Annotated in this window: 12 protein-coding genes; 4 read left to right on the top strand and 8 right to left on the bottom strand. The window is 68.6% G+C overall.

What is annotated here, in order from left to right; all coding sequences use genetic code 11:
- Positions 1-2: 2 nt before the first annotated feature.
- Positions 3-875 carry a class I SAM-dependent methyltransferase gene (locus OG738_RS27165; RefSeq protein ID WP_329045071.1) on the top strand — a complete coding sequence of 291 codons (873 nt, stop codon included), beginning with the start codon at positions 3-5 and terminating at the stop codon, positions 873-875.
- Between the two features lie 99 nt (positions 876-974).
- Here OG738_RS27165 and OG738_RS27160 read toward each other — a convergent pair whose 3' ends face one another.
- The 6 genes from OG738_RS27160 to OG738_RS27135 form a co-directional block, all read right to left on the bottom strand.
- Positions 975-1,856 carry an AurF N-oxygenase family protein gene (locus OG738_RS27160; protein ID WP_329045070.1) on the bottom strand — a complete coding sequence of 294 codons (882 nt, stop codon included), beginning with the start codon at positions 1,854-1,856 and terminating at the stop codon, positions 975-977.
- A 619-nt stretch (positions 1,857-2,475) separates the two neighbouring features.
- On the bottom strand, positions 2,476-3,072 hold the full coding sequence (locus OG738_RS27155; RefSeq protein ID WP_329045069.1) for a hypothetical protein: 597 nt from the start codon (positions 3,070-3,072) through the stop codon (positions 2,476-2,478).
- A 13-nt stretch (positions 3,073-3,085) separates the two neighbouring features.
- Complete coding sequence (locus tag OG738_RS27150) at positions 3,086-3,814, bottom strand: hypothetical protein (protein ID WP_329045067.1); 729 nt, start codon at positions 3,812-3,814, stop codon at positions 3,086-3,088.
- A gap of 127 nt (positions 3,815-3,941) precedes the next feature.
- Entirely contained in the window at positions 3,942-4,562 is a 621-nt protein-coding gene (locus tag OG738_RS27145; RefSeq protein ID WP_329045066.1) for a hypothetical protein, read from the bottom strand.
- A 220-nt stretch (positions 4,563-4,782) separates the two neighbouring features.
- On the bottom strand, positions 4,783-11,367 hold the full coding sequence (locus OG738_RS27140) for an RHS repeat-associated core domain-containing protein (RefSeq protein ID WP_329045065.1): 6,585 nt from the start codon (positions 11,365-11,367) through the stop codon (positions 4,783-4,785).
- Between the two features lie 180 nt (positions 11,368-11,547).
- Positions 11,548-11,772: a hypothetical protein gene (locus OG738_RS27135; RefSeq protein ID WP_329045063.1), complete on the bottom strand. Its 225-nt coding sequence runs from the start codon at positions 11,770-11,772 to the stop codon at positions 11,548-11,550.
- Positions 11,773-12,099: 327 nt separating this feature from the next.
- Between OG738_RS27135 and OG738_RS27130 the strand changes: the two genes are divergently transcribed.
- Positions 12,100-12,921 carry an oxidoreductase gene (locus OG738_RS27130; RefSeq protein ID WP_329045062.1) on the top strand — a complete coding sequence of 274 codons (822 nt, stop codon included), beginning with the start codon at positions 12,100-12,102 and terminating at the stop codon, positions 12,919-12,921.
- A 258-nt stretch (positions 12,922-13,179) separates the two neighbouring features.
- Here OG738_RS27130 and OG738_RS27125 read toward each other — a convergent pair whose 3' ends face one another.
- Positions 13,180-13,842, bottom strand: coding sequence for a TetR/AcrR family transcriptional regulator (locus OG738_RS27125; protein WP_329045060.1), 663 nt, complete (start codon positions 13,840-13,842; stop codon positions 13,180-13,182).
- A 119-nt stretch (positions 13,843-13,961) separates the two neighbouring features.
- On the opposite strand from OG738_RS27125, the gene OG738_RS27120 reads away from it, so the two are divergent.
- On the top strand, positions 13,962-14,816 hold the full coding sequence (locus tag OG738_RS27120) for a 3-hydroxybutyryl-CoA dehydrogenase (protein ID WP_329056850.1): 855 nt from the start codon (positions 13,962-13,964) through the stop codon (positions 14,814-14,816).
- Positions 14,817-15,232: 416 nt separating this feature from the next.
- Here the strand turns inward: OG738_RS27120 and OG738_RS27115 are convergent, their stop codons facing one another.
- Positions 15,233-16,093, bottom strand: coding sequence for an alpha/beta hydrolase (locus OG738_RS27115; RefSeq protein ID WP_329045058.1), 861 nt, complete (start codon positions 16,091-16,093; stop codon positions 15,233-15,235).
- A 169-nt stretch (positions 16,094-16,262) separates the two neighbouring features.
- On the opposite strand from OG738_RS27115, the gene OG738_RS27110 reads away from it, so the two are divergent.
- Positions 16,263-17,396, top strand: a complete 1,134-nt coding sequence (locus tag OG738_RS27110) for a LuxR C-terminal-related transcriptional regulator (RefSeq protein ID WP_329045057.1) — start codon at positions 16,263-16,265, stop codon at positions 17,394-17,396.
- Positions 17,397-17,446 lie beyond the last annotated feature (50 nt).

The raw sequence follows: 17,446 nt of genomic DNA, 5'->3' as shown, positions 1-17,446 counted from the left end.
CGATGCCCACAGCATCGACCGCGGAATCAGTCACGCTGCTGCGGGCGGCGGGGGCCCTTCAGCCGGAGCGAGAGCTGCGCAATCCTGACCTGCTCGCGTCCCGGATCCTACCGTGGTGGCCACCTCTGCGTGCCTTGATCAAGGTTCCCGGGCTGCGCTTGCTGATCGCCCGGGCAATCCGGAAGAAGTGGGCCGCCGGAATGTGGTACGAAGTGATTCGGACGAAATACATGGATGACGTGTTGTCCGCCTCGACAGCGGCCGGCGCGACTCAGGTTGTCCTCCTCGGTGCCGGCTTCGACAGCCGTGCCCATCGTATGCGGAAGGAGTTTGGCACTGCGTCGGTCTTCGAGGTGGATCAACCGCACATGTCCGTGCGCAAGCAGGAGCGCGTCCGCGCCCTGCCCAAGTACGGTGTCCGGTATCTGGCTGTGGATCTCGAGGAAGGCGATCTGACCGGAGTTCTGCAGGAGGCCGGCTTCGATCCGGCCGTCAGGACCGTCGTGCTGTGGTCCGGTGTGACGCCGTACTTGCGGGCAGAAGGCGTCGAAGCTACGCTGCGCTGGTTCGCGCGACTGGCGCCCGGCAGTTCTCTGGTCTTCGACTACTGCTGGCAGGAAATCCTGGACGGCACGGCCGTCATCCCGGAGGCTCAGGCAGTCCTCCGGCAGGTGGCTGCGCGCGGTGAGCCATGGCAGTGGGGCATTCGGCGGGGCGGCGTCGAAGAGCTGCTCGCCGCACACCGGCTGCAACTGGTCGAAGACCTGGAAAGCGCCGCAGCACAACGTCGATACCTGACTCGTTCCGACGGGTCGGTGCAAGGACCGATCTGGTTCTTCGGCGGCTTCGTTCATGCCCAGGTTCCCTGCCAGTAACCGTCAATGCCTCAAGTCAGGGGTGACACAGAGAGCGGCACGCGGCAGATCGTGAACGAAGTCGGCGGAAGCGATATGGTCACGTTGGGTGGGTCTTGCTCAGAGCAGGTGGGATCGTCGCCAGATGGCTGAGGTGAGCCTGCCCTCGATGAAACCGGCGTCCGCGCAGAAGGCCACCAGCCGTTCGGACATCCAGCGCAAGGACTCGTGGTAATGCGGATTGGCGAGCGCCGCACGATAGGCAGCCCGCGAACTTAGCCCGGCTCGCCGGTAGGTCGCCGGCCGGAGCAGCGCACGCCCCAGCGACCACGCCAGCAATGCCACGCCGATTCGGTTCAACCGGCGTGAGAGCGGTCCGGCTTCCGCCATCGTCCGCAGTGCCGCCTCGCGAGCGTACGTCACGTGCCGGCTCTCTTCCAAGACGTGGATCCGATAGACCATCCGAAGCAATGGCTGAATGCTCTCGTCGCTCATCGCCTCGCGCTGCAGGCGATCCACAGGTTCCTCGAAGAACAGGGCGCTGGCCCAGAAGAACGGACCTTGCGGGATGACCGCCGACACAATGTTCACCAGCTTGGTGACGAGCTTCGACTGCGGTACGACCGAACCGCCGAGCCACGTTATCGCTCTGGCGAACATGGTCGAATGCCGACATTCGTCAGCGACTTCGGTCAGCGCGTACAGGGCAGGATCCGAAGCCGGAGCGCCCTCCTGTACCGCGCGGAGCAGTGACCGCATGAGACTGAGCTCAGCGTGGATGACCACCGACGACAACGTGACCGCTTCCTGTCGCGCCAGCTCGATTCGTTGCCCTCGCGAGAGTGACTCCCACAGCGAGGTGCCGTACAGAGGTAACCGATGCGTCGGGAAGTACAGCTTGTCCTGCTCGTGCGGCGCGCACCAGTCGACATCCACCTGCGGGTCGTACGATCGATCGGCCGACGACCTCAGCAACCGCCGGGCGACCCGCTCTTGGTTCACCTGAACTCCTTGTTCAGCCTAGGTGCTTTTCTGCGCTCCGCTCAAGCCTGCCCAGCGTGAAGTCAAGATGTCAATGTGAGACGGATTCGTCGCCGCGGACGGAGGTCAATCTTCCCCCTTCTGGTACCGATACCCGCCCCTCTCGGCGGGCCGATGGCTGCTCTTCAGGTTGCGCTGGCGGCGGAGACGCTGCCGACGTCGCAGTTTGAGAGCAGTCCCATCGGCAACACCTAGCCTGCCCGATGCCTTCGGATCGGCCGGCAGAGCCGCCTGCTGAGGCCACCGACCGAGACCGCTATCCGCTGTCTGACCGACGACCTTGCGTTCGATGCCAGGTCGCGGAGATCGGGCGCTCGCGAGTGACGGGGCCCGGCGCCTACCCCCAGCACCTTCCGGAGACTCTCGGCAGAGATGGGACGCTGATACAACTCGCGATGCCGCCGATCCTCATGTCGTGCCTGCTCCAGCAACTCTACGTCGACGTTCACGCCTTCTGCTTGCTCCGTCGATGTGCTGTCCGAGTCGGCGGTCTGGGTCTGGGCAACGCCAACTGGCGACTTGGTGGCTGGTAGGGCGGCCAGCGCCTGCAGCAGGACCGGTCCCACCTCCGACCAGCCGATCAGCCGATCAGCAACAACGGACCCACCGCATCAAACAACGCCTTCCCCGCCTCACCGACGATCAACGGTTCCGCCACGTTCAACGCCAAGGTCACCACACTCGAGGCCAACAGCAGCCGCCGAGCCGGCCGGATCACCTCAACAGGGGCGCCCCGCATCGACAGAGACCGGATAGCGATCAGCAGCGCCACCACCGACAAGTCGACCGCAGGCGCCACCATCGGCGCGACCCAGGCCGGCACTCCCAGCCGATGTGCCAACGTGAGCACGTTTCCGAAACCGAAGAGGAAGGTCAGAGCCACGATGATCCCCACGCTCAGCGCGACCGCCGACAACACTGGATCGCGTCCCTCGCTCGGGCTCAACACAGCGACCGCCCTCCCTGGCATTCCCCACCCGGAACCACGCTCGGCGCGATTGACCTGGATGAATAGCCCGGCAAAATCCGGCACGGACGAGCCCGAGAGGTCGCGCATACGACGGCAGAACGCGGTATAGTCCGACACAGATGACGGCCGCTGGCTAGCCGAACACCCCAAAAGCGATCTCTTAACCAGCGGGCTCAAGTTCCACCGGTACTTGACCCGTTCAGCCAAGCCCCGGCGTTCCTCAGACGGCCGCAGGCGTGTCCGCCTCGCCCTCCGCACGGACGATCCTGACGAGCCGGCGCGCTCGGCCGGCACCGATCTGCAAGCGAACGCGCAGCGTTTCGGCAGATATCGGCCTGTGGTAAGTCGCGCGATGTGCCGCATCTTCCTGCCGAGCGCGGTCCAAGAGCGCCTCCGGCGGGCGCGGGGCCATCACCGGATGACCGTCGGCCTGCCCACTAGGCTCAAAGTGAGCACTCGCCGAGTTGTCCAACTTCTCCCCTGCTTGTCCAGCCACGTTGACTTCACCAGTGACGGCGTCAGGGCTTTGCGACTGACTCGCTGCACCGATCGCCTGCAGCAAGCCGGCACCGGCCTCCGCCCAACCGATCAGCAGCAGCGGTCCAACGGCATCGAACGCCGCCTTGCCGTACTCGCCCGCCACGAGTGGTTCCGCCACGTTCAGCGCCAGCGTGACCGCGCTGGCAAAGATCAACAGCCGGCGGGCTGGACGTAGCACCTCAGGCGACGCGCCGGCGAGAGCCAGACGCCTCGTGCCCACTAGGAGGCCCAGGATCGAGAGGTCGACCGCAGGCGCTACGAGCGGCGCCACCCAGACCGACACGCCCAGACGGAGAGCAAGGCTGAGGACATTGCCGAAGCCGAACAGGAACGTCAGCCCCACCACCGTTCCCATGATCACCGACACAGCCCGGACAGCGGTGGCCGAATCGCGGGCAGGAGTGGCCATCACACCCGTCCACCCCGACCGAGCCGGAAGCTGCCCTCGATGAAGAACTTTCCAGCCGAAAACCGCTGGTCAGCGACGACCTCATCTGGGCGGCACCCTGGTGAAAACCCAAACCCGCGTGCCCCGCTCATCGCACACTCCACCGCGGCCGACGCTCCATCACCAGCCGTACATCGACCCGAATCAGCAGCCCGTCGGGCAGAACGATTGGTGTGATAGCTGCCGGAATCTCACCGGGGGCACGATCCAGAACCCCACCGGCACGCCCCTCGGGCGTCCCTTGCGGGTTCATCTGGTCGCCAATCCTCTCTGCTGTGTCCGCGACCTCGCTGACCTGGTCGGCGGGCAGGGTGATCGTCATTGTCGCATGCTCGCCCTGGTCGTGGACCTGGACGCCGAGCTGAACCACCTCGAAGAGGGTCCTCAGGAGATCCTCGGGCGCCTTCGCCAGGTACGGCAGCGCGTCGAGGATCGAGAGGGCTTCGGCGCTCGGCTTGTCCGGCTCGGCGCCGTCCGACTCGTCGACGGCAGCGAGCTTGGCGGCCAGATCGGCACGTTGGACTTCGAGGTCGTTGTACCGCCCCCGCAGCGCCTTGGTGAAGGCATCGTCGGGGTCTCCGTTCATCGCTTGCTCGAGAACCGACTCCTGCTTCTTGGCCAGGCCGTCCAAAGCCTTCTGCAGCTGAGCGCGCTGAGCCTCGCGCAAGTAGAGGGTCTTGTGGCGGCCGGCGGTGTGGCCGAGCGACACCCGTTGCCGCCGTGCCGACTTACGGCGGCCTGGTGCCGATTGCCACCGACACACTGAGCAGCGCGTAGTTCTCAGCTTCACCAGCGCGGAGCTCGGCGTACGTTGACAGAGCGGCTTGGAGATGGGGTCTGGCTTCGGCGAGGTTTCCAGCGGGCCGGTGAGTCGCGCCCAGGCCGTGGTGGGCGCGCGCCGGCGGCCGGGAGCCGGCCTGGGTTCTGTTCTACCAGGCGAACAATGCGGCAAGACCGGCAGCGATTCCCGCCACCGCTTCCCCGACCCCGGAGAGCAGCGCCGCCGCCACCACCACGAGCACAACGACCACCACCACCACCGCCACGATTTCGAGGCCGGTCTGCACGACGTTGCTGAAGTTGCTCTTGTTGTTGTTCTGTCGCTTCGCGTTGTTTCGCGTGCCGTCGTACTTCTGCCCTTCCTTGATTTTCTGCTGCGCGCGCTTGTAAGCCTTCTGGTCATAGGGCTGGCCGGCCTTCTTGGCGTCGACCGCTGCCTGCTCGTCGGCGCTGAGCTGGGGGCCGGCCTGGCCGCCCGGGCGGTACCCACCACCACCCTTGCCCATCGCGTAGGTCTCGCAGAGCCCGGAAGGATCGGTGAAGGCGAGCGGGTTGTCGGAGGCGTAGGTGTAGGCCGCCTGCGTCGCATCGACCAGCGGATCGACAGTCAGGAACTGCGTGGTGACGGGGTCGTAGTACCGGGCACGCAGGTAGCTGAACCCGGTCTCGGCGTCGGTGTAGCCACCCGCGTACTGGATCGGGGTCGTGGCCCCGGACGCTGCGATCACCTTGCCGTACGGGTCGTACGCGTAGGTCCCGGCGATAGCGCCGTTCGCACCGAGCAGGGCCCGAGTCGATCCCTGGGCGTCGTGGAAGAACCAGTGGGTGCCCGCGCTGGTGACCTGTTCGATCGGGACCCCGCCAGGGCCGTAGACGTAGTCCGTCACACCGTCGGTGAGCAGGTCCGCGATCTGATTGTCGTCCCAGGTGAACGTGTTCGTCGTGGACCCCGACGTCTTGGTCGTGCGCAGCCCCATACCGTTGTAGGAGTACTGGGCTGCACCGCCTGGCCCGGCGACGGAAGTCAGCCGCTCGGCCTGGTCGTAGCTGTACGTGCTCGCCGCACCGGTGGCCGGCGTGGCGGTGATCCGATCGCCCTGAGCGTTGTAGCCGTAGGTGGTCGCCCCTGCGGGAGCGGCGGTGCACCCGGCCGTGCTCGCCGCGTTGGGCAGGGTCCAGCAGGCCTGCCCAGCCGCGTCGAATGCCTGGCTCGAGCCCGCGGTCGTTGTCGGGTTTGCCGCGGCGTCGTAGGCGTACGGCGCCGTCGTGGTGCCGGTCGTGGACGACTTCAGCTGCTCCCGCGCGGTGTAGGTGTAGGTCTGGGCGCCGCCGGGGAGCCCTACCGGCGTCATGCTCAGCTCTTGCCCTGCGCCGTCTCTGGTGTAGGTCAGTGAGGCGAGTGTCGTGGTGCCTGAAGCGACATCGAGCGCGGAGAGCCGGCCGGTCGGGTCGAACGTGGTGGTGACGACGTCGCCGTTGGGATAGGTGGTGGTGGTCAGGTCGTTGTCAGCGTCGTAGCCGAACCCGGTGGCCTTGCCGTTCCAGTCGGTGATGGACGTCGGCCGGTCGGCGTTGTCGAAGACCTGGCTCACCGTCTTGGCCGTGCTGCCCGGGTACCCGATCGAAGTCCTGTTCCCGTTGTCGTCGTACCCGTAGGTGACCACGGCGCCGGACCCCTGCTGCTGCTTGACGACCTCCCCGAAGGCGTCGTAGCTCCAGCTCGACGTCCCGGTGCCGTCGGTCATGGTCGCCCGCCGGCCATCGGTGTCGTAGGTGTAGTGCACCGCCGGCGTCACACCGTCCGAATAGGACACGGAAGTCGGGTTGCCCGCGCCGTCGTAGCCCAGCGTCGTCGTGCGGCCGACGGCGTCGGTCGTGGTGACCAGCCGTCCGGCCGGGTCGAGGTGCGACGCGGTCGTGCGCTGGTCGGCGTCGACCCGGTTCGCGCGCCTGCCCTGGCCGTCGTAGCCGTAGCCAACCCGGTTTCCCGCGCCGTCGACGGTGGCCGACGCGGTTCCGTCGGGGTTGTATTCGACGTTCTGGACGGTGCCGTCCGGCAGCGTGGTTCGCACCGCGCGCCCGGCGGCGTCGTACCCCGTGATCGTTTTCTGGTTGTTGCCGTCGGTCGCCGAAGTCTGCTCTCCGTCTGCGTCGAATTCAGCGGAAGTCCGGTGTCCCAGTGGGTCTGTCGTGGCGGTGACGTGACCCCAGGCGTCGTGGGCGAACGTCGTGCAGCCTCTCGCCGGTGGCGTACAACCGGGCGTCACGCCGGCGGCCGCGCCATTGGCGTCCACGGTGGACGTCTGCTGCCCGGTCGCCGTGTCGTAGCCGCGAAGCGTGCGGCCGCCCATCCGGTCGGTGGTGGAGACGATGTCCCCGAAGCCGTCGTACGCGGTGGAGGCCGTGTTGCCCCGCGGATCGACCACCCGGTTGCGGTCGCCGGGATGCGCAGCGTCGTCGTAGTAGGAGTTCACCGTGCGCACCGGTGCCGGGCCGAAGTTGCCGGTGGTCGACTCGACCACGTTGTTGGCCTTGGTCATCGTGCTGGACGTGACCATCCGTTCGCCCGCCGCGCCGGCTGGGACGTGCCCGTCCTGGTCGTACTGGTTGACCACGGCGACGCCGGCCGGATCGATCGATTCGATCAGGTTGCCCGCGTCGTCGTAGGCGTAGTTCGTGGTGAGGCCGACCGGGTTCGACGCGGAGGTGCGGTTGCCGTGGTCGTCGTAGGTGTAGGTCCACAGGCCGCCGTCGGGGTCGGTCTCGCCGGAGACGCCGAGGGTGACCGGGTCGTAGGTGTAGCTGGACGTCCCGGCGTCCGTGGTGCCGTAACCCTTCGTCTCCGAGACGAGGAGCCGATTCTGGTAGCTGTCGAGGGTCTTGTGCCCGGACGGATCGGTGGTCAGGGTCTGCCCGGTGGCCAGGCCGCCGTCCGGTCCGTACGCGAAGGTCGTTGCGCCGCCGTCGGGATCGGTCTGCCGCGTGACCCGCTCGGCCGAGTCGTAGGTCATGGCGGTCACCGCGCCGGCGGGTCCGCCGAAGTTCTTCGCCGTGCGGATCGACGTCATGAGGTGCGTGCCCGGCGCGTAGCCGTACTGCTCGTGGTCGTCGTCCTTCACCGTCGGCGTCCGCGTCGTGCCGACCCCGAAGACGTCGGTGAGGTTGCCCTCCGCGTCGTAGCCGTAGGTGACCTGACGGCCTGCCTGGTCACTGAGCCCGGTGATGTGGTTCCCGCTCCAGGTCAGCGTGTAGGACCGGCCGCCGGGATCGGTGATGGTGCTCAGGTGGCCGTTGCCGTCGTAGGCGAGCGAAGTCCGGTACGCCGGCGACGCCTTGCTCCCGGGGAGGTCCGACTCCGCGGCCAGGTGACCGGACGCCACGTCAAAGGTGTAGATGCTGGTGCCGCGGCGGGTGTAGACGTAGCTGCTGCCGGTCTTGACCAAGCCGGCGTCGTAGCGCGGAGCGGTCGGGGCGTAGCTTCCTCCGCTGTTCGCGAACGGCACCTGCGAGCCGTCCTCCTGGTGAATCGTGACGTTGCCGGTGGCGCTGTCGGTCGTGGCGCTCAGGTTGTAGGAGTAGTTCCAGCCCCAGCCGAACGGGCCGTCGGCCGCCGCGGAGCCGTTGGGGCCGTGGGGGTCGGCGATGCTCTCCGCGTAGCTGCGGGTGAATTCCAGCGCCTTGCCGCGTCCGGGGGTGGACAGGTCGGGGAAGGTGTCCCCGAAGTAGCCGGTCGAGGTGTCCACCGGGTCGCCCGCGGTGCGCGCACCGCAGCCACAGTTCACCCAGGCGGGGTTGGAGCCCTTCGGGGCGTCCTGGATGCCGGGCGGCCCACCGATCGGCTGGCCGGGTGTGCCGCCCTGGGGGACGAACGCGACGGCGTCGAACGCCACGTCGAAGTCGGAGAAGCCGAAGCCGCCTTGATCCTGGGAGCTACCGTTGTTGGTGAGGGTGACGTTGCCGCCGTTCTGCATGGCGAACGTGCCGATGGTGACCCACTGCTCGGAGTTCCACGCCTGGTTGACCCGGATCTTCCACGGCGCGACCCCGCCGCCGGGATTGACGTTGTAGACGACGTTTGTCGCTTGCGCGCCCAAGCCAGGCAGGTGCAGCTTGACCTTGTAGTACTGCAGGGACGGCAGGTTCGGCGTCCACACTCCGGTGTTGATCAGCGCCGGGTTCGAGCCGTCCTCGGTGTGGGTGAACAGGACCCGGCCGCCGAGGCCGGTGCCGAGCTGGTGGGTGTCGATCGCGCCGATCGGGTCACCCGCCGAGCTCGTCCCGTAGGTGTAGGCGAACGTGCCGTTGTCCGACCAGTTCGCACCGCCGCAGCCCTGCAGGTTCAGCCGGCTCGGCTCGTCGTCGACGATGATCGACCCGCTCGGCACCTTCGACGTGTCCTGGCTGCACGTTGGCGGGTTCTGCGACGGGTTCGCCGGCTCGGACCCACCCGAGACCGCGTACGGACTGGTCGCGCACGTCGTGGCACAGCTGGGAATCCACGTCACCGGGTTGTGCCACCAGCACTGGAAGTCATCCAGCATGCAGTGACTCGCGCCCGGGTTGGACGTGTTGGTGGCGTTCGGGTCGCACTGGTTCGCCGCGAGTGAGCACATCGCGGTGAACGGCGCGGGCTGCACCCAGCGCTGCCCGCCGTTGTAGGTCGGCTTCGCATACGCCGCGCTGCCATAGCGGATCAGCGGGCTGGCCGTCCAACCCAGCACGCGCTCCTGGTACGGCCAGCTCGCCGGGTGCGCCGCGTCGGCGTAAGTGTCCTGCAGGTACGGGTCGCGGTTGGGCGGATAGTCCAGGTTCGCCGGGTTGTTCGTCCAGCCCAGCCCCCACGTGCCGTGCGGGCCGGTGCACGACGGGCCGGGCGTGCAGCCGGTCGTGTTGCCGTTGGCCGCGTTCGGCTGGATGCCGGAGTTGTAGGCCCAGGCCGCGAAGTACCAGTTCTCCAGGTACCGCGGGTCGGCGTTGTTCGCGGTGATCCCGGCGCTGTAGAGCTGGTTCCAGGTGGTCTCCAGGATCTGCAGGCCGGCGGCGATGTTCTCCTGGTAGTCGACCGCGACCTTCCACTGCCCGTGCTCGGACAACGAATGGTCACCGATGTGCATGCCGTCGGTGACCTGGCTGATCCCGTACCCGCAGTCGGAAGCGGCGTAGTTGATCGAGACGATGTCGCCGCCCGCGCCGTAGTAGCTGGCGATCAACGGGTCGCCCGCGGTGCCGGCGGGCGCGTGCCAGGAAGCCTGGGACCAGTTCGACTCCTGGGCCATGATGCCCTCGAAGATCGACCGCGGCACCGTGTTCGTCCCGCCCGAGGGGTGCGACAGCGGGATCAGCGGGAAGTCGCTGTTGGGCGCGTAGGCGACGAGGCCCATGTTGGCGAACCCGGCCGGGCGCGTGTAGGCGCTACCGGTCAGCAGGCCCTGCTCGGCCAACTGGACGGCCCAGTTGACCTGCGCCGGATTCGGCTGCATGACCTGCCGGTTGGCGTTCAGCGGCGGCACCGCGCACTTCGGCGACTGGACCTGGGTGGTGTTCGGTGTCGCCGCCGCGTCGGCTTTCGGACTCAAGCGGTTCACGCGCGGCACGGCCGCCGCGGCCTTGGGCACGGCGGAGTACGTCGGCACGGCGGTGGCCGCCCTCGCGGCGCCGGCGGGAATGGCGGGTGTCAAGACCTTGCCGGTCTTCGTCGCCAACACCACCGGGGCGGACTTCCGGCCATCGGAATCGGGACCGAGCAGAGCGTCGCCGTCCAGCGACGACGCCGTGGCGCCCCGAGCGAGACCACCGTCTTTCACGCTCGTGACACCGGCGCCGGCGAGGACGTCGGCCGCCGCGGGGTTCGCGCCCGAGAGGACGGCACGCCCGGCCCTGCCCTGGAAAAGCTGGACGCGGGCGAGGTCGCCTTCGCCGAGGACCGTCACCTTGCCGGCGTTCTCGTGCGCCGCAGTAGCCGTCTTCCCGCCGGGGTCGGTGTGCAGGAAGCTGACCCCACCGTCGGCGGCCGGCCGCAGCTGGTAAGCATCTCCGGGGAACGTCGCCAGCACAGACGGCTTTCCGTTGGCGGGCACCGAGACCAGGCGGCTGCCCGCGACGCCGACGACGCCGTTCACGGCCGGCACCGCGGAGGTGATCTGGCCAGGCGCGGTGACCGACGCGTCGATCTTGCCGGTGGCGAGGTTCGCGCTCAGCATCCGGGTGGTCTGGTCCTCTGCCACGGTGAAGACGGCGTCGTCGCCGGCACCGCAGCCGGGCGAGTAGTACTTCAAGCCGACGCCACCGGCCAGCGCACGCACCGCACCAGAGGCCAGGTCGACGGAGTAAGCGAAGGCACCGTGGTCGCGCGCGGCCTGGGTGTTCACCGCCGACGCGGGCAAGATCGCCAGCGCAGCGAACTTCCCGTCGCCGGAAACGCACTGGTAGCCGGTCCAGGAGGAGTCGTCGAAGCCCGCCGGGTGGATCAGCGCGATCTCCTGCCAGGCGAACCCGGCGGACTCGCGGCCCAACTCGAGGTGGTAGCCGAGGGCGTCGCCCCAGCCGTCAATGGCGACATCCGCGGACTTCGCCGCGCCGGGCCCGAAATCGACCGGCTTGGGCGCGGTGTCAGACTGGGGCGCGGCCGGTGGCCGGGGAGCGGCTTGGGTCGCCGACACAGTGCCCGCGAGAAGAGCGGACGTGCTCAGCAAGAGCGTCAGGGACCGGGCAATTCTTCGCGCACGACCGGACACGGCAGGAACCCTCCCCCAGAAACAGCCTTCCGATAAGGCCGCCAGGGAAATCTAATGCGCCGGACTGCTGGGCCCATCAGCCATCCGAGTGACCTTGGTTCGAGGCTTGAGAAAGAAGTGTCTCTTTGTCATTGCCTCCGCTTTGCTTTTTCACCGATGGGGCTGGTGCCCCCTTGGCGCTTATCGCCGCCGGGGCTCACGGTCGTAGTACACAGTCATGGTGAGGTTGTCCTCGCCGCCGGTGACCTCGGAAGTGAAGGTGATGTCCTGGACCTGGACGTCGCCGAGATTCTCGACCGCGTCGGCGACGCGACGTAGCAGCGCGGCGACGTCGCCCTGCCCCGGCCCTTCCGGGTTGCTCTGGGAGAAATGGAAAGCACGCCACTGGTCACGCGGGTCGGTCATGGCGCCCAGCATGCCAGCCGGCGGTGGTGGTGTCCTGCACGCCTTGCCGAGGGGAAGCCGCGAGTCGCAACCAAACCCTGCGTGCGGTCGAATGCCTCGCCACGGCGCGACGCGGCAGCCAGGTCGGACCGGAAGCTGTCCGCGAGCGCGAACGTGTCGAAGAGGTCGCTGAACCGCGCGCCGGGGGCGAACCATACGACGCGGTCTTGAACCCACGGCGCCCCCCTTGCGAGTATGATTATAATTTAATCTCTGGAACGTCTTGCTTCTCGACTCACCGGGCCGCTATCGTAGTACGATCGTAATCTCAACGGTCGGGAGCCAGTGATGACAACAACCCAGCAGGTCGCGCTCGTGACCGGCGCCACCTCGGGCATCGGCAAGGCGGCAGCGATCGCGCTGGCCGCCGCGGGCTTCGAGGTGATCGGCACCGGCCGCAGCACCGCACGCGCGACCCCGCCAGCCGGGGTGACCCACCTCGACCTCGACGTGACCAGCGACGAATCGGTCGCCTCAGCGGTCAAGCAGGTGATCGACCGGTTCGGGCGCATCGACGTCCTGGTCAACAACGCGGGCGTCGGCTCGACCGGCGCAGCCGAGGAGTTTTCGATCACCCAGACGCAGGACATCTTCGACATCAACGTCTACGGCGTCATGCGGACGACCAAGGCGGTCCTGCCGCACATGCGGGCGCAACGGCAGGGACGCATCATCAACGTCTCGTCCCTCAGCGGGTTCGTCCCCAGCCCGTTCATGACCCTCTACGTCTCGACCAAGCACGCGGTCGAGGGCTACTCCCAGTCGCTGGACCACGAGGTCCGCGAGCACGGCGTCCGGGTCCTGCTCGTCGAGCCCGGCCCGATCAACACTCCGTTCGCAGGCCACAGCGTGGAGGCCGACACCCCCATGCCGCTCTACGCGGCGGGGCGGCGGAACTACGACGAGCTGCTGGCGAAGAACCTCAGCAGCGGCGACGACCCCGCCCTCGTCGCCAAGGTGATCGTCGCGGCGGCCACCGACCGGAAGCCGAAACTGCGCCGCACCGCCGGCACGACCGCCCGGACCATCAACGCGGTGTACCGCATCGCCCCGGCCAGGATCTTCGACCGCGTCATCCGCAGATTCAACCGGATGCCCACCGACGCGTGATGCGGTACACGAAAGAACACAACAGGAGACAAGACAGCGGATCATCGCGACGGCCGGCCGACGGCTCAAGCGCGACGGCATCGACGGCTCCGGCGTCGCGCCTACCACTACTTCGACTCCTTCGAACCGAAAACCGGCCTCTCCCAAGCCTTCGTCGAAGCCCAGACAACACGGGCGCGTCGCATTTCCCGCAGGAGGAAAGGACCCGCGCGATCGCGGTCATGCCCGCTCGGTCACGAGGTTCGGGTACAACGCCGTCTAGCTCGGCGACTGGTGCGGACCCAGCACCCGGTTCAGCTCGGGCAGCACGGCGGCGAGTTCCTTCTTCGTCCGGATGACCACGATCGACGTTTCGCTGTCATCGCCGGGGCGGGTGAACAGGTCCACGGTCTCCGCCATCGCCGCGTCGAACTGCCGCTCCGGGTCGTCCACCTGGCCGCGCAGCCACCGGCGCAGCACGTGGTTGTGCGCGGTCACGACCGCACCGGCCATCAGCTCGGCACGCAACGCCGTGTCTTGGCCGCCGCCCATCCAGCGGTGCAGGAAGGCGCGGAACAGCCGTTGGTACTGCTGAACTCCGGCGATCTCGCGGTCGCGCAGGGCCGGGACGCTGCGTGTGAGGCGGTAGCGGGTCAGGGCGCGCTGCCCCTCGGCGAGGTAGTGCCGCAAGACCAGCCGAGCGCTTTCGGTCACCGCGATCAGCGCCGTGTCGTCGGTCGAGCCGGCCAGCCGGACCTCGAGCGACCGCAGCAGCACCTCGTGGTCCGGGAAGATCACGTCTTCCTTCGTCCGGAACGCCCGGAAGAAGGTCGTGCGGCCGACGCCGGCGCGCTCGGCGATGTCGTCGATCGTCGTCTGGTCGTAGCCGCGTTCGGCGAACAGCGCGAACGCGGCCTCCACCAGCCGTTCCCTGCTCGACATCCGCTCCTCCTCCCGGCCGCCGCCCAGCCTAGGACGTGGCGGTCGTCATACCGGGGAGCGACGCCTTCAGTTACTCGCCGGTACTCAGTACCGTGGTGATGGTATCGAGTCCCAGAGAGGTGGCGGCGATGGAACGCGTGGGCGTGGTCGGGTGCGGGCAGATGGGGGCCGGGATCGCCGAGGTGTGCGCTCGCGCCGGTCTCGACGTCGTGGTCGTCGAATCGGACCCGGCCGCAGCGGCTGCCGGGCAGGGCCGCCTCGAGGCTTCGCTGGCCCGCGCCGAGAAGAAGGGCAAGATTCCCGACGCCGTCGAGGTCCTGAACCGGATCCGGGTCACCGAAACACTGGACGACCTCGCGGACCGCACCTTCGTCGTCGAAGCCGTCGTCGAAGACGAGCGAATCAAGACGGAGCTGTTCCGGCAGCTGGACAAGGTGGTGTCCGCACCGGACGCCGTCCTGGCGTCGAACACCTCCTCGATCCCGATCATGAAGCTTGGCACCGCCACCGAACGTCCCGCCCAGGTCGTCGGCGTGCACTTCTTCAACCCGGTGCCGGTGCTCCCGCTGGTCGAGCTCGTGCCCAGCCTGCTGACCGCTCAGCCGACGCTCGACCGGGTCCGGACGTTCGCGCAGGACGTGCTCGGCAAGCAGGCGATCCTCTGCCAGGACCGCGCGGGATTCGTGGTCAACGCGCTGCTGATCCCGTTCATCCTCGCCGCGATCCGCATGCTCGAATCGGGCTTCGCCACCCGCGAAGCCATCGACGAAGGCCTGGTCCGCGGCGCCGCCCACCCGCAGGGACCGCTGGCCCTCGCCGACCTGATCGGCCTCGACACCACCAAAGCGGTCGCCGAATCGCTGTACGAGGAATTCAAGGAACCGCTCTACGCACCCCCGCCGCTGCTCGCCCGCATGGTCGACGCCGGTCTGCTCGGCCGCAAGACCGGCCGCGGCTTCCACACCTACGCCTGACCGGGACGCACCCGATGACGATCCCGACCACCGAATGCCGGTGCCTGTGCGCCCCCTCCGGTCACCAGCACCACATCTGCACCGGCACAGCCGAACCAGGAAGAACCGTCCAGCTCCCGGGAAGCCCGACCAAGGCGTTCGTGCCGGCCTGCGCACCCTGCCACGGCGCCGCAATCGCGAAGCGAGGCTTCACACCAAGAGCGCCCGTGGTCCCCGCTCCGCGACGCGACTCGGCTGCGGAAGTGCGTGCGCCGCTGCCGTCGGGGCCAGGCGGACAACCACGGTACTTCGGCGAACGCGACTGGGACGCCGCCGCGCTCGCCGAGCCCGGGCGACGTTCCGCACGCTGGCCGAAAGCCCCGAAAGCACCGGCTTAGCCCGGTCAGAACGTGACCCGAACGGTGCGGGGCAGCCGGTCAGCCTGCACGATCGACCGCTTTCTCCACCCACGCCAGCATGTCCGCGACCACCTCGGCACGGTTCGTCTCGTTGAGGATCTCGTGCCGGGCCTCCGGATACACCCGCACGGTCAGGTCCTTCAGGCCCGCGTCCCGGTAGCGCCGCACCAGGACGTCGAACAGGGCGAGGTTGGCGTTCACCGCGTCCTGGTCCCCCACCGCCAGGTACACCGGCAGGTCCGAGCGCATCCGCGCGACCTCCGCCGGATCCGCGAGCCGGCGCGCGCCCGCGAACATGGCCTTGGTGTTCGCGGGGTCGATGCCGAAGCCGCACAACGGGTCCGCCACATAAGCGTCCACTTCGGACTCGTCCCGGCTGAGCCAGTCGTAGTCCGTCCGCTGCGGCTGGAACGGCGCGTTGAACACCGCGAGGTCCAGCGGCTGGTCGAGATCGAGCGCCGGCTCCAGGACGTCGAGCGCCGCCGTGCCGGTGAGGATCACCGCGTCGACGTCCGCGGAGTGGTCGAGCAGGTACTGCTGAGCGGCGAAGGAACCCATACTGTGGGCCAGGAGAACCACCGGCAGCCCCGGCTGCTCTTCCCGGGCGCGGGCCGTGAGGACGCCGATGTCGGCCACCAACGCCGGCCAGCCGCCCGGGCCGAGGTCTCCCGGCACCGCACCGGCGGACGCGCCGTGGCCGCGGTGGTCCTGACCGTAGGCCACGAAGCCGCGGTCCGCGAACGCCCGCGCGACCCGTTCGTAGCGAAGGACGTGCTCGCCCATGCCGTGGGTCAGCTGCACCACCCCGACGGGCGCCCCGGCCGGCTCCCAACGGTACGCGGTGACGTCGTCGGGCAGGGTGAACTTCGCGTCGGGCATCGTCGCCTCCTCAGTCGGCCCACCCTGCCTTACCCAGCACCTGCCTTTCGACCCCCATCGGGGGATGTTCTCCTCTCCCCTTGGGGGGCAGAAATCCGCCCTGGCTGGGCATTGACCGGGGCCGCGTTCACAATCGGCCGAACAGCGCAACCGACGATGGGAGACGGCCGTGGACGACGACGGTCACCCGGTGCCGCCCCGGTGGCACGCTCCTCAGCCGGCCGACGCAATCCTGCGGACCGCACGTGCTGTCCTGCGCGCCGTGGCGACGCTCACCGGAGAGACCGACCTCGCCGGCGCGGCGCGGGACCTGACTTCCGCCGAATCCGCGCTCCGCGGGGCCGAACACCTGGTGCTGCAGCGGCTCGGCCACGGCGAGGGCACTGCCGCTGCGCAGCTGGCGGCCGCTCTCCCCCAGGTGGGAACCACGCTCACCGCCATCCGGGACCTCCGCCTCGAAGCACGGGCCGCCACCCTCACCGGCGTGCAGCACGCCCTCGGCCGGCTGCGTTCGGTGACGTCGCTGCGGGACCTGACCACGCAGATCCCGGTGGAGATCAACCGGCTCGGGTACCGCCGCGCCCTGTTGTCCCGTGTCTCCGGTCCGCAGTGGAGCGCACGGGCGGCGTTCGCCCACGACGATCCCCAACTGGCGCGCGACCTGGTCGAGGTCGGTTCTTCGCTGCCGGGGCAGATCGGCCGCGAACTGCCCGAGACCGAGGTCGTGCGCAAGCGGCTGCCGGTGCTGGTCGAAGACGCGCAGCACACCCCGAGGGTGCACCACCGGCTGATCAACCTGGCGCGGACCAAGGACTACGTCGTCGCGCCGCTGGTCGGCCGCGGCGAGGTCGTCGGTCTGCTGCACGCCGACCAGCACGCCGAACGCCCGAGCGTCGACGACTTCGACCAGCGGCTGCTCGGCCTGTTCGCCGAGGGCGTCGGCTGCGTTTTCGAGCGCGTCGTCTTCCTCGAACAGCTGGGTGCGCTGCGCAGCCGGCTGCAGGAGCAGACACGCTCCGTGGGCGACCTCATCGACGGCTTCCTCGGCTCCGACGTGCTCGCGGCACCTGTCGCGCCGGCCGACCCGCTGAGCCGCCTCGAGGGGCCGCTGGCGGAGCTGACCCGGCGCGAGCTCGACGTACTGCGGCTCCTGGTCCGCGGCCGGACCAACACCGAGATCGCCGCCGAGCTCTTCGTCTCGCCCGGCACGGTGAAGACGCACGTCAAGCACGTCCTGCGCAAGCTCGGCGTCGCCAACCGAGCTGAAGCGACCTCGCGCTACCACGCGCTGATCCGCCGGTAGCCGCTCATCGGGAGAGGAACGGGAGAGGAATCTCTTCCTCGGGGGTGATG

It is taken from the genome of Amycolatopsis sp. NBC_01488 (assembly GCF_036227105.1).
GTDB lineage: Bacteria > Actinomycetota > Actinomycetes > Mycobacteriales > Pseudonocardiaceae > Amycolatopsis.
The sequence above is the reverse complement of the archived record's forward strand: the minus strand, read 5'-3'. Positions and strand labels throughout refer to the sequence as shown.

Excerpts from the sequence above, each read along its gene's own strand:
- OG738_RS27165 (WP_329045071.1), top strand. The coding sequence starts at position 3 with ATGCCCACAGCATCGACCGCGGAATCAGTCACGCTGCTGCGGGCGGCG.
- OG738_RS27150 (WP_329045067.1), bottom strand. The coding sequence starts at position 3,814 with ATGGCCACTCCTGCCCGCGATTCGGCCACCGCTGTCCGGGCTGTGTCG.
- OG738_RS27135 (WP_329045063.1), bottom strand. The coding sequence starts at position 11,772 with ATGACCGACCCGCGTGACCAGTGGCGTGCTTTCCATTTCTCCCAGAGC.
- OG738_RS27130 (WP_329045062.1), top strand. The coding sequence starts at position 12,100 with ATGACAACAACCCAGCAGGTCGCGCTCGTGACCGGCGCCACCTCGGGC.
- OG738_RS27125 (WP_329045060.1), bottom strand. The coding sequence starts at position 13,842 with ATGTCGAGCAGGGAACGGCTGGTGGAGGCCGCGTTCGCGCTGTTCGCC.
- OG738_RS27115 (WP_329045058.1), bottom strand. The coding sequence starts at position 16,093 with ATGCCCGACGCGAAGTTCACCCTGCCCGACGACGTCACCGCGTACCGT.